Raw genomic sequence first — 12,149 nt, forward strand, 5'->3', positions numbered from 1 at the left:
ATAAACTCAGCTCTGCACAACATGGATCCTGCCGACATGGCAACAGTTTCTCTCTGCTCCATACGGCTCTCTTCCCTGCACTCGCTAACAGGGCAGCTGCAAGATGCCATCTGCATATCTGCATCTGTACCTGTAAACGGACGGTTGCCGTACGGAGTGCGCAGATGCTCTCCTCGTGTATGAGTGAATGTTGATGTCTGATGCAACTCAGCTGTCTTTGTTCTACTCTTGTCTGCTGTATCAGTAGAACTTCCTGGACGATTTTTGACTTCAACTCTCCAACCGACTCGGATATCATCCGGCTACCTTTTTCTTTCAAGAATTCATCGAAGACTGATAATTCATCTTCTCGGTATAGCAAGCACTATATCGAGATATGATTATGGCAGCATTTGCTTATTATATATCAATTCTATTCTCATAATATTGGTAATATTTCTCTATGCTTCATAGAAAATCTATCTTCGACATTTTTGTGCAAGTGCTATATGCTATTTACAGTTCATTCTTATATGCACTATTTTCTTTGTACTTCACTTTATGACATTTTTTGATTTTTCTAAGGTACATCTGTCAGCTCTCTCTTTCTTAGTAAATAAAAATTCCTGTTTAGACTATGTTTATGCTATAAATTTTTGATCCAGGTCTGACTGAGTCTTGCTTTTAACCAGAAAAAAGGCGGACTCCCTTCATGGAAATCCGCCTTTTCTCCATCATTTACATATACAGAACTACAGAAGACCTTTCTTCTTCAAAGCTTCATACCAGATCGGGTTATGGTGCTCGATGTGCTTTTCCGGCACAAATCCCGTAAACATGGAGCGCAGAGCCGGTCCTTCTCCCGGAGCCAGCGCGGCCATGTAGATATGAACAGGCAGAAGGATAGCCATGACACCCGCGCAGCAGAAGTGAATGAATATGCACCACTGCAGCACATTTTCCGACACGGCGTATTCCACATTGCCAGAGAAGAAGCCCATGACGACGCCCGTCACGGCAAGGCCGATGCTCGCGATCACCGCCACCACAGCCACCATGCGCTGTCCGGCATTGTAGAACCCCTGGGGCGGAAGCGTGGGATCCACGCCCAGCTTTCTGGTCATTTTCGGACCGAGTACGAGCCATAAGCCTTTCTTCATGCACCACTCAAGATCACTCTTGACATAGAACGTCGTCACTTCGCGCAGAAAAGGAATCACTTCTCTGCGCGAGAACAGCAGCACATACAGGGCATAGACAATGACCCACACGGAACCGACGACAAGATGCGCCACCAGAAGACCTCGACCGCCAAAAACGCCATGCCAGAGGTCAATCCACCACTGACCGACGGGCTGCATCTCGCCGACAAGCAGGGCAAAACCGGAAAAAAGAAGAAAAATCCAGCAGATGGCATTAAACCAGTGCATGAATATGGCAGAACGGGAATGTCGACGGATCATGCATTGTCCTCCTTATCATGCGTTTCGGCAGAGGAAGCAGCCTTCGTTTCCGCCGCAATTTCCTCATCCTCCTTTTCCGAAGACTTGACGAGCTGACGCACGAACGTGCCAGTAAGCGCCGCCAGTACCAGACCGCCCACCCACGTGACGCCCTTGGACAGAGGACGTATGGCTTCCACAGGATAGCTCGTAGTGCTGGCGGCAGGAAGTTCGGAAGGCGTGGTGACGTCGAGATACGTCAGCGTGGGCTTTGCGCCGCTGCCGAGCGGCACGATATGCACCGCCTTACGGGCGGCGAGCACCTTGGAAACTTCGGAAGAGGGATCATCGGCATCGCCGAAGATGCGACAGTGCATGGGACACACGGCCACACAGGCCGGAGTCTGTCCGGGGGTACTGCCGTGGCAGTAGTCGCACTTGTCGGCCGTGCCGGTGACAGGATGGCGGAACCTCGCATGATAGGGGCAGGCCTTGATGCAGCTGCCGCAGCCGATGCAGCGCGAGCGGTCTATTTCCACGGTGCCGTCCTTGGACTTCCAGGTGGCTCCCGTAGGACAGGCGCGCACACAGGAAGGATCGTCGCAGTGCATGCAGGCTCCAGGCTGAAACTTGAAGCCGCAGGGTGAATTTTTGCTGTCCGTTTCATGCACCCAGTTGCGGTAAAAACCATAGGGCACCTGGTTGCGCTGCTGACAGGCTATGATGCAGGCCTTGCAGTCCATGCATTTTTCAGAATCAATGACCATGACGTATCGAGCCATGACTCACCTCTTATATTTTTCTCAGACGGCATCCCGTGCAGTTATGCTGTGCGGAGATGCGGTCCCAGTAATTCGGGAGTATGTCGCAGATGGATTCGCTCTGGTTTTCCTTCAGCGGCGTGGTCCGGCAGCAGTTGGCGGGCGTAAACACGGCTCCGGGAAGCACGTTTTCCGTAATGTCGACCCAACCTTCAATGCCGCCCATGGTAGTTTCCAGCATGACGCGGTCCCCCTGCTTCAGACCGAGCTCCGCAGCCGTTGCGGGATTGACCTGCACGAAGCGACCGTTCGAGAACTGCGCCATGGATCTGGCGAAGTTGGTGAGCGTCTGCTGCCAGTGCCAGAGCTGCTTGCCCTGAGTAAGAATAAGAGGAAAGTCCTTCTTTCCGTCCTTCCCGGCAGGATGTCCTTTAGGATAGTCCCATCGGTCGATGCCGCCGAATACTCTGTCCATCACAACCATCTTGCCGGTAGGCGTAAGCAGCTTGCCTTCCGTAAACACGGTACCCTTGCGCTCTTCCTCCCCTTCGGCATAGAGAGGCCATGTCACGGTGGAGGATTTACGCATGCGCTCCATGGTGATGCCCTTCCAGGAAGGTACTTCCGCCTGAAGCATGCGGCAGATTTCCTCAGGATCCTTGAAGTTGGGATACCGTTCAGGGTCAAGCTTGAGGCCTATGTCGCGGTAGAACTGCCAGGCGGGAACGCAGGAACCGGGCGCCTGTACGATCTTTTCGCGCCAGGCCACCTGATTTTCGTTGCCGTAGCCGCATCCCTGGCTTTCAGGACCGAAGGTGGCGGGGATGAACAGTGTGGAAACTTCGGACTCTTCATCCAGGAAGAATCCCATATGCACGACAAAAGGCACATTCTGAATGGCCTTACGCACGCCAAGGGCGTCGGGATTGCGACGATAGCTGGAGTTGAGGAAGAGAATGTCGAGATTCTTCTTGCTCATGGCCATGCGCAGACGGCGGAAGTTCATCTTCGGCGTATTGTTCTCACCGAAATAATGCTCCACAAGCTCTTCACCGCCGCCGGGCTTGCCGCTCTGGAAGGTGAGCATGCCCTTGCCTTCACCGATGAGATTATCCCGAAGAGCCTGAAGAAGAATGATGCTTCGTGCCGTGATGATGCCGTTGGTCTGACGGGAAAGCGAGCCGCCGAGCCAGATGATGGTTTTTCTGCTCGCAGCGAGCGCATCGTAAAAGGACGTGATCTCTTCTCTTGAGAGCTTCGTTATGGACTGCACATAATCCAGCGTGAATTTTTCCGTCTGGGGCGCAAGCTCTTCAAAGTCCTCAATCTGAAAACGGGCCCTTTCTTCGTCATAGGCGCCCTTCTCAAGAATATAGCGGATGGCGCCCAGCGCAAGAACGCCGTCTGTACCCGGCTGGGGACGAAGCTGCCTGTCGCACCAGATACTGGTGCGGGTTCTGCGCGGGTCAACATAAATGAGCTTTGTGCCGCTGTCATGGGCTGCCTTGAGCCAGCGCGTATAGGGAGGATACAGATCATTGACGTTGGCCCCCCACAGCACGAGGGTTTCAGCCTTGGGCAGATCGTCCACCTGGGTGGAGCCGCTGTTCACGCCAAGCATGAGACCGAGCATATTGGAGGCCGTGGATACGCAGGTTTCTCCCGGAGGCATGGCCTGAACGCTGCCCACCGTGCGAAGCGTCATGAGCGCGGCAATTTCCGATTCCAGGCAGTCCCACAGCGGCATGGTAAGAGCCACGCGGTTGCCGGCCTTAGCGCCGTATTTGTCGCGAACAGCCTTCATGCGTTCCACGACCATGTCGACGGCTTCCTGATATGTAATTCTGCGCCAGCTGCCGTCCGGCTCATGATACATGGGCTCGGTAATGCGGAAGGGACTGTTCATGAGTTCAAGGATGGACATTCCCTTGGGACACATGGCTCCGCCTGTCCAGTGATTGTCCTTGTCGCCGGTAACGCTGAGAATTTTTCCGTCCTGAACGCGTGCCTTGTAGGTGCAGCGAACCTGACAGAAAGGACAATAGCCCTTTACTTCCGTTATGGCTCCACCTTTCGGAGAAACGTAGCCGATGGCACGAGCCTTGTCGGGACTGGCTATGGCAGCCCCGCCAGCGAGCAGGGCCGCGCTCAGCTTAAGAAAATTTCTTCGTGAATAACCTTCGGGCATGATAAACCTGCCTGTTGAACATGTTGCGCAGAAACACTCTGCCAAAGCCGCGAACCCGGATTTTTCCAGGCAAGGAACAAAAGTCCGAAAAATACAGGGAGCCTTTGCTCCATGGGCATGGAGCCGGACCGCTTTCGGGAATCAACCACGCATGACGCACGCCCCGGCCGCCTGAGTCCGACGTTTTTCCGACCAGAAATCCGCCTGAAAGATTCGTTCGGAAAACAAACCCCCGTTCCGAGCCGTGCCGCTCTTCTCCCATCAGGCACCAAGAGAACGAAGCCAGGTTCGATCAGGAAAGAAAAGCCAGACAGAAAGTCTGGCTCTTCTGCTGAAGCATGCATGCTCAGCGCATGGGAATGCACGCCTCAGCCGAGCAGAGAAAAAAGGCACGGGAACCGCAGAATTCCCGTGCCAAACCGATGCTATTTGAACACGTCCTTGCCGCGCAGATGTTCATCATACATCTTGCCGTACCAGCGGCTGATGAAGTGAACAGTGGAGCGGCAGGCCTTGCCCACGACAAGGTCAATGTTCTTGCCCTCGGCACGAGTAGCGAGGTTGTCAGTCTTGGCCTTAGCGGTCTCGACATGCCAAGCCTTCACAGTCTTGCCGTCAAATTCATCGATAACGATCTTGAACTGGTTGTCAGGACCAACAAACACGTTGTTGGCTCCGCCGTCGAGTATGATCGGTTCCTTGTTGGCGATCATGACTTCGTGCGGATAGGTGCAGGTAGCTCAGGTCTCGGGACGTGCCAGGAACCGCGGGTCAGTAGGCCAGTCGGAACCATTCTGCACGTCGATGACGTCGGAGTACGCAACCAGGTCAACCTTACCGTCCTTGAACGGGTTGCCGGGGCGGATGTTCAGATGGACAAGCGTCTTGCCGTCCTTGGAGACGACATAGCACTTGTCGCGCTCAACCATGGACTGCATGAGCCACTTGGCATTCTTGGAGTCAATGTAGAGCTTCTTGGTGGTGACGTTGCCGGCCTTGTCAGTGATGGAGACATCCACACTGTCCTTGCCGATGTTCTTCACCGCCACGCTGGCGTCGCCGACCTTGAAGGTGGCGTTGTTGCCGTAAGTGCCGATGACAGGCTTGGAAGGCGACATATAAATGTCGGTGCAGCTGTCGGTAGCGAGCTCGCGGACATGAACATTGTCGTTTTCATCAATCTTGTCCACGACCACATAGGTGCGGCCCACGCTGGAAACGTTGCTGCCGTAGTCGAAGCGGGACAGATTGTTCTGTTCGTCAGGCACGGTGTGGCCCACGGGCTGCTTGGAACCATGCACCAGAGAACCGTCGGCGGCATCATTGGTGATGCTGGTGCCGACCTTCACGGGGAAGCTGGATCCATAGTAGTTGCCGGTAGTCTTCACAACCTTGAAAACGGCTTCCTTGCCATCGGCCAGACCGTAGGTCTCCCAGCCTTCCACAGAGGAAAGCTCCCAGCCGCGGGACTTGTCCGCATTGCTGGTGATGACGTCGCCCTTCTTCATGACGACGTCGCGGATCACGTCGCGGACATAGCGGTCCACGATGACGCGATAAGTCTTGCCGGCCATGGTGATGGGTTCATTGTCGAAAGGATACCAGTTGCTCGAACGGGCAGTGGTATACAGACCTTCGGAAGGAATGATGATCTTTCCGTCTTTGATGTAGCTCTGACGAATGACAATGCCGTCGTTGATGGTACGTTCAAGGCCGAGCAGGGTCTTCTCGTGACGGTTGTTCACAAGACCGATCAGCTTGGCCACAACGGCGGCGTTGTTGGCAGGAGATTTCATGGCAGCACTGCCTTCGACAGGCGCCACTCCGGCCAGAGCTACTCCGTTCAGGCTGGCGGCAAGCAGCAGAGCAAGAGACAGCTTGCCGAGGCCTTTGAGAGCACTCATGTTCATAGGAACTCCTTGGATGATTAATTCCGGTCCGTCAGCACGAAAGCCGAAGCGTTCTGCGCCGCTCCGGCCCATGATGTCGGAATATTGAGATTTCACAATGAAATCCCGGAATTATAGAAGCAACGTTACGTGACTGGACACGCGGATGATCAGCAGTTGCAGTCGAAGCTGGCAACGCCTTCAATTTCAAAATGCTCGTTGATCTGCTTGATCTTGGTATCGGTGATGCCTTCCACGTCCTTCAGCTCGTCGTAGCTGGCGAAATCGCCCACATTTTCACGATATTCCACAATCTTTCTGGCAAGGTCGGGACCGATGTTGGGATCAGCGGCAAGTTCTTCCTCGGTAGCACTGTTCAGATTGGCCTTTTCAGCCGCGAAGGCAGTACCGGTGAAGCACAGGGCAGCAACAGCGAAGCATGCAAGAATACGCTTGATATCCATGACAGTTTCTCCTGAAAATAAGGGTGGAAAACGTTCTCCCGCTCTAATACGCACTTGAACTTCTCATGTCAAGCGCCTCAGGCGGGCATTAAAATTTCGCCCTCTTTTTATATATCATTTCTCTCATTTTGTGAATGGTTTAACAAGAAAGTCCGCGCAAAAAAAATTTTTTCCCTCCGACTCAGCGAGTTCCCTGTCCGGCACTTTCAAAGGTAAAATCTTCCGGACGAATCCGGATCCAGACGACTCTTCCCTTTTGCAGCTTCATGCCCTGCACGTCCTCAAGAGACAGTATGGCACAAAAATCCAGAACGTCGTCCTTCAGTCGGATCATTATTCTGGCCTCTCCATCGCGTGCCAAAACGTCCGTTACCGTTCCGGCAAAACAATTGTCAGATGCCGGCTTTTCCGACAGCACGCCGACCTGAAGAGAGCGGACGAACACTTCGGCCGTCCGCTTTTCGACCAGTTCAAGACGAGTGAACGTACGAGTGGAACAGCGCACCAAAAACGTCATGCCGCCTGTCGTTCGGATCTCCAGAAGGCAGGAAAACGAGCCTTTATGCACAAGGGTCAGAACTCCCGACACGACATTGTGGCGTCCTGTCCGGCTGACATACTCCCACCGGCGAAAAGCCTTTCGCAGCCTGGCCTCATCCTCCGGCTTCGGCATTCCCCCCTCTCCTCTGCCGAGGAAAAATTCCACCACGGCCAGCGGCACGCCCTGACGCAGAAGCTCCTGTTCGCGAAAGTCGCGAAGATCCGTAGGGCTTACACCGGCAAGTCCCGCCTCGCGGGCCCGAGAGGCAAAGACACGTCTGACATAGGCAGGATCCAGACGGCAAAGTCCGCCTCGGGCCCTGACATTGCAGGGCGCATCGCGCAGTTCCGCAAGACGCTTGAGTGCAGCATCCGGAAGGGGAAGCACCCGCGCCCATTTGCCCCGCACATACAGCACGCCCTTTTCCACGTCCATGTCGGCCATGTCGTCCAGAGCAAGAGCCTCTCCCAGCCGCAGGGCTGCGAAACGTATCAGCAGACACACCATGAGCACCCGTGAACGCGAACACTGCTGCGCCGGCGAAACCGCGCACTCATACCAGTGATAAAAAGCCTGGAGAAAAGCCCGAAGGCTCGTTTCTTCCATATCCTGAGATTCCTGCAAGCTGCGATCATCCATGTTTACAGATCCTGTTTTTCGGCGAAGCCTAGCAGAAGCAATCTCGATTTTCCAGAAAAAAGGACTTCATTGGCGACGGCGAGGAATGTGTTATTTTGAAAACCCTGCCGCTTGCGCACAAAGCGTGCGGAAAGCGGAACATGGCTTGTCGTCCTGAGGCATACTCATTATATCAGAATGAGCCGTCTGCGGGACGCACCCGTCGGAACATTTCCCGCCACCCCCAACAACATCGGATGAATCATGAATATAGGCAATCATACCTTCATCGAATTCAAGGCCATGGCCGAACGCTTCCATGGTTACGCCGCTCCCGGACTTCTGCTCGGCGGCTACATGGTGGCGCTTGCCCAGCGTCATCTGCCGGAGGGCACGCTGTTCGAAGCCATATCCGAAACCCGCAAGTGCCTGCCCGATGCCGTGCAGCTTCTTTCCCTGTGCAGCATGGGCAACAACTGGGTGAAAGTGCGGGATATCGGCCGCTATGCCGTGACTCTGTACGACAAATATACCGGAAGAGGCGTTCGCGTGAGCGTGGATGTCGAAAAGCTCAAAGCCTTTCCGGAATACTATTCCTGGCTCATGAAGAAAAAGCCCAAGAAGGAACAGGACGAAGCGGAACTTCTCCGTGAAATCGAGGAGGCAGGCGACAGCATCTGCCGAGTTCAGGAGGTGACCGTTCACGGCAATCTTCTTGGACATGCTCCGAGCGGCGCGGTAGCCGTCTGCCCCGTATGCGGAGAAGGCTATCCTTTAAAGGATGGACCAATATGCCGGGCCTGTCAGGGCGAACGCTATTATATAAACCACAACACCGCGCCCCGCCCCATGGCCGCCTCTTCCGCTCCCGGCATCCGCATCGTGTCCGCCGAGGACGCCGTGGGCAAAGTGCTCGCGCATGACATGACGCGCATCGTGCCCGGAGAATTCAAGGGGTCCGCCTTTACCGCAGGTCAGACGGTAAGTCCTGGAGATCTCTGCCGTCTCCAGCAGATAGGCAGATTCGACGTGGCGGTATTTGACGAAGAATCCCCCGCCGCTGCCGACCCCGAGGCTCCCGCTCACGAAAACGAGGCTGCGGAGAGCTTTGCCCGTCGTATGGCCGGGCCCGGCGTTCGCTACGCCCTTCCTCCCCGGGAAGGAAAAATCGACTTCGTGGCTGACTGCTCCGGTCTGCTCTCCGTGGACGTGAAGAAACTTGAGCGCTTCAACCTCGTGCCCGACGTCATGTGCGCATCCCGACAGGATGCCACGCTCGTTCAGGAAGGCAAAAAAATAGCCGGAACCCGCGCCATTCCTCTTTTTCTGGATCGCGCACGCCTCGGACAGGCCCTTGCCGTGCTCGGCGATGAACCGCTTTTCACTGTCACTCCGCTGCGCCGCGCCCGCATGGGCGTGCTCGTTACAGGTACGGAGGTGTTCAATGGGCTTATCGAAGACAAGTTCATTCCCGTCATGCAGGAAAAGGCAAAGCAGTACGGCTGCGACGTCATCCGCACCGCCATCGTACCGGATGACAGGCAGAAAATTGCGGCCGAAGTGCAGACCATGAAGGAGGCGGGCATAGACCTTCTGGTTACCACGGGCGGCATGTCCGTGGATCCGGGAGACGTGACGAGACCCGCTCTGCTCGATGCCGGCCTGACGGATATGCTCTACGGCATGCCGGTACTGCCCGGCGCCATGGCCATGGTGGGCCGCATGGAAACGCCCTCCGGAGACATTCAGGTCATGGGTGTGCCCGCCTGCGCGCTTTTCTTCAAGAACACCGTGTTCGATCTGCTGCTTCCGCGCCTTCTGGCCGGTCGCCTCATCACGCGAGGAGAGCTGGCCCGTCTCGGCGAAGGCGGATACTGCACTGCCTGCCCCGTATGCACCTACCCCAAATGCGGATTCGGGAAATAGCATGACCGGTCTCGTTCTGGCCGGAGGCCTGTCCTCCCGTTTCGGAAACGACAAGTCCCGCGCCGTCGTCCATGGCGGCGCGGGCGACATGGTGGATTTCAGTCTTGAGATGCTCTGCCGGGTAAAGGACGTACAGGGACTTGCCATCTCCTGCCGTCCCGATCAGACAAAACACCTGAGTGAAAAAGGTGTTCTGCTCATTCCCGACGAAGACTCGGGCCGCCCCACGCCTCTGCGCGGACTGGTGGCCGCACTGCGCCGCGTGAAAACCGCCGTGCTGGCCGTTCCCTGTGACCTTCCCCTCATGACGCCGGACATTCTCAACCTGCTGGTTCAGGCCAGAATGAACCGCATGGCGACCGAACTTCGAAAAAAATCCCTTCTGCGTACGACCTTCATCGACCAGGAAGGTTTCATCGAGTCACTCATCGGCATCTATGAGCCTGAGAGTCTGCCATTTCTGGAAGACGCCCTTGCACAGAAACGCTGGGGCATCTGGTCCGCCGTTCCCGCCGAGGGGAACTGTCTCGTTCCCCGTCCCGACTCCCCTGCCTTTCTCAACATGAACACCCCGGAAGATTTTGCCCAAGCCGTCAACATATTGAAACATTCTACCGGAGAACACGTACACTGACGAGAACGTGCCGTCCTTCGGGACAACGATGAGTTCCGGGACGGCCACTGACGCAGCCCTGCATCGTTTTTTTATCGCAGTTTCCGATTCTTCCGTTCACGCCATGAAAAATCCCCGGAATGCCGCAGCTTCCCGGGGATTTTTATGATATGCAGTATCAGGCCAGAATGAGCCGCTTGCCGTCTTCCCGCTCGGGCGTTACCCGCCCCACGCAGAACGCCGGCTCACCGAGGGCTTTCAGTCTTTCGCAGGCTTCCTGCCCGCGCTCGGCCGGAACAGCCAGCAGAAGTCCGCCGGACGTCTGTGCGTCGAAGGCCAGTGTGGCGCGCAGCTCGTCCGCATTGTCCGACACCAGCGTACGGCAGGCACAATAGTCTCTGTTGCGGTACGTCCCCGCAGGAATAAGCCCGCAGGAAGCAAAATCTTCCACCTGATCCATGAAGGGAAGCGCCGACGTATCAAGCTCCACGCATACGTGAGAGCCTCCCGCCATTTCGAGTGCGTGCCCGCCTATGCCGAATCCGGTAACATCCGTGGCCGCCTTGAGCCCCATGTCTCGCAAAACCGAAGCAGCATGGGCATTGAGTCTTGTCGTCCAGCGGTACATTTCGCTCTCCGCCTCGTCGCTTCCCGGCCACTTGGCCTTGACGGCCGTGGCAAGCACTCCCGTGCCGAGCGGCTTGGTGAGAATGAGCACGTCACCGGCCTGAAGTCCGTCATTGCGCGCCGCCCGTTCGGGATCAATCACTCCGGTGACGGACAGGCCGAACTTGATCCACTCATCGTCAAGCGTATGCCCTCCGGCCAGCACAGCTCCGGCCTCGGCCACCTTTTCCATGGCTCCCGACAGAATGTCGGCCAGCACGGAAAGCGGAGTATCCGACTCGGACGAAGGCGAGGGAAAGGCCGCAATGTTCATGACCGACCACGGCCAGCCGCCCATGGCGTACACGTCGGAAAGCGCGTTGGCCGCCGCTGTCTGACCGAAAAGCCTCGCATCGTTGCCGAGGGGACCGAGAATGTCCACGGTCTGCACCAGCGCCAGTCCCGCAGGGGGCGCCTTGACCAGCACGGCGTCCTCATTGTTGGAAAACCCGTGCAGAATGCGTCCCTCCCTGTCGGGCGGCGGCGTAATGTCGGATAAAATCTGCTCCAGCAACTCGGGAGCCGTCTTCGCCGCTCAGCCGGCGCCTCTGGTCTTGTCCATCAGGCAGAATGTCGCCATACGTTCTCCGTGCAAGAGGCACAGGTTTAATGTCGTTCCAGGGCTTCGGCCACGCCGTCCGCCACGAAAGGCATGAAGGAGGCAATGGACGAGGCCGGATTCGGACAGACAAGCCGCCCCACCAGCCGGGCGCTCTGCGCGGCCAGCACACAGGCTTCCCGGAACGGCCTGCCCGAAGCGGCAAAGGCCGTAAGGAGTCCGGTAACAAGATCGCCCGTCCCTCCTATGGGTTCCATGAAGGGAATGCATGGCTCGGTTATCCGTCCTGCTTCCCGCCCCTCTTCCATGATAATGTCGGCGGCCCCTTTGACAAGCAGAGTCCTTGCGCTGTCACCGTGTTCCCAGGCTCGTGCCGCCAGTTCATCCGCCCTGTTTTCCTCCGACAGAAGAAATCCGCGGGTATAAAACGGATGCGGAGCCTTTTCATCAGCCAGAAAGGCAAGCTCTCCGGCATCCGGCGTGAACACGTCGTATTTCGCGGC

General features: G+C 56.4%; 10 protein-coding genes and 1 pseudogene. 2 read left to right on the plus strand and 9 right to left on the minus strand.

The genetic code is table 11. The annotated features are described in order from the left end of the window. Positions 1-731: 731 nt before the first annotated feature. The 7 genes from Q0J81_RS08040 to Q0J81_RS08070 all read right to left on the minus strand — a co-directional run bounded on the left by Q0J81_RS08040 (position 732) and on the right by Q0J81_RS08070 (position 7,903). A complete protein-coding gene (locus Q0J81_RS08040; protein WP_294447072.1) occupies positions 732-1,442 on the minus strand; it encodes a cytochrome b/b6 domain-containing protein in 711 nt (236 codons plus the stop codon). Then, complete coding sequence (locus Q0J81_RS08045) at positions 1,439-2,203, minus strand: 4Fe-4S dicluster domain-containing protein (protein WP_294447077.1); 765 nt, start codon at positions 2,201-2,203, stop codon at positions 1,439-1,441. The genes Q0J81_RS08040 and Q0J81_RS08045 overlap by 4 nt, the downstream gene beginning before the upstream one ends. Positions 2,204-2,213: 10 nt before the next feature. Then, positions 2,214-4,370, minus strand: a complete 2,157-nt coding sequence (locus Q0J81_RS08050) for a molybdopterin-dependent oxidoreductase (RefSeq protein WP_294447078.1) — start codon at positions 4,368-4,370, stop codon at positions 2,214-2,216. Positions 4,371-4,795: 425 nt separating this feature from the next. Next, the gene (locus tag Q0J81_RS08055; RefSeq protein WP_294447079.1) at positions 4,796-5,083 is read right to left on the minus strand and encodes a transcription factor; all 288 of its coding nucleotides are present in this window, start codon (positions 5,081-5,083) and stop codon (positions 4,796-4,798) included. 27 nt (positions 5,084-5,110) lie between these two features. Further along, on the minus strand, positions 5,111-6,274 hold the full coding sequence (locus tag Q0J81_RS08060) for a hypothetical protein (protein WP_294447080.1): 1,164 nt from the start codon (positions 6,272-6,274) through the stop codon (positions 5,111-5,113). Positions 6,275-6,429: 155 nt separating this feature from the next. After that, the gene (locus tag Q0J81_RS08065) at positions 6,430-6,723 is read right to left on the minus strand and encodes a helix-hairpin-helix domain-containing protein (RefSeq protein ID WP_294447081.1); all 294 of its coding nucleotides are present in this window, start codon (positions 6,721-6,723) and stop codon (positions 6,430-6,432) included. Between the two features lie 181 nt (positions 6,724-6,904). Further along, on the minus strand, positions 6,905-7,903 hold the full coding sequence (locus Q0J81_RS08070; protein WP_294447082.1) for a site-specific integrase: 999 nt from the start codon (positions 7,901-7,903) through the stop codon (positions 6,905-6,907). A gap of 243 nt (positions 7,904-8,146) precedes the next feature. Here Q0J81_RS08070 and Q0J81_RS08075 point away from each other — a divergent pair, with 243 nt between their 5' ends. Together Q0J81_RS08075 and Q0J81_RS08080 are read left to right on the plus strand one after the other, a co-directional pair. Then, entirely contained in the window at positions 8,147-9,808 is a 1,662-nt protein-coding gene (locus Q0J81_RS08075) for an FmdE family protein (RefSeq protein WP_294447084.1), read from the plus strand. Position 9,809: 1 nt separating this feature from the next. After that, on the plus strand, positions 9,810-10,442 hold the full coding sequence (locus tag Q0J81_RS08080) for a molybdenum cofactor guanylyltransferase (protein WP_294447085.1): 633 nt from the start codon (positions 9,810-9,812) through the stop codon (positions 10,440-10,442). A 157-nt stretch (positions 10,443-10,599) separates the two neighbouring features. Here Q0J81_RS08080 and selD read toward each other — a convergent pair whose 3' ends face one another. Together selD and Q0J81_RS08090 are read right to left on the minus strand one after the other, a co-directional pair. Then, positions 10,600-11,649: a selenide, water dikinase SelD gene (gene selD / locus Q0J81_RS08085; RefSeq protein WP_294447088.1), complete on the minus strand. Its 1,050-nt coding sequence runs from the start codon at positions 11,647-11,649 to the stop codon at positions 10,600-10,602. A gap of 44 nt (positions 11,650-11,693) precedes the next feature. Then, positions 11,694-12,149 (minus strand): annotated as a pseudogene (locus Q0J81_RS08090) (NAD(P)H-hydrate dehydratase); the annotation flags it as partial.

This window comes from uncultured Mailhella sp., from assembly GCF_944324575.1.
GTDB lineage: Bacteria > Desulfobacterota > Desulfovibrionia > Desulfovibrionales > Desulfovibrionaceae > Mailhella.

Bases quoted from the DNA above. Each gene is read 5' to 3' on its own strand.
- Q0J81_RS08040 (WP_294447072.1), bottom strand. From the start codon at position 1,442: ATGATCCGTCGACATTCCCGTTCTGCCATATTCATGCACTGGTTTAAT.
- Q0J81_RS08045 (WP_294447077.1), bottom strand. From the start codon at position 2,203: ATGGCTCGATACGTCATGGTCATTGATTCTGAAAAATGCATGGACTGC.
- Q0J81_RS08050 (WP_294447078.1), bottom strand. From the start codon at position 4,370: ATGCCCGAAGGTTATTCACGAAGAAATTTTCTTAAGCTGAGCGCGGCC.
- Q0J81_RS08055 (WP_294447079.1), bottom strand. From the start codon at position 5,083: ATGATCGCCAACAAGGAACCGATCATACTCGACGGCGGAGCCAACAAC.
- Q0J81_RS08060 (WP_294447080.1), bottom strand. From the start codon at position 6,274: ATGAGTGCTCTCAAAGGCCTCGGCAAGCTGTCTCTTGCTCTGCTGCTT.
- Q0J81_RS08065 (WP_294447081.1), bottom strand. From the start codon at position 6,723: ATGGATATCAAGCGTATTCTTGCATGCTTCGCTGTTGCTGCCCTGTGC.
- Q0J81_RS08070 (WP_294447082.1), bottom strand. From the start codon at position 7,903: ATGGATGATCGCAGCTTGCAGGAATCTCAGGATATGGAAGAAACGAGC.
- Q0J81_RS08075 (WP_294447084.1), top strand. From the start codon at position 8,147: ATGAATATAGGCAATCATACCTTCATCGAATTCAAGGCCATGGCCGAA.
- Q0J81_RS08080 (WP_294447085.1), top strand. From the start codon at position 9,810: ATGACCGGTCTCGTTCTGGCCGGAGGCCTGTCCTCCCGTTTCGGAAAC.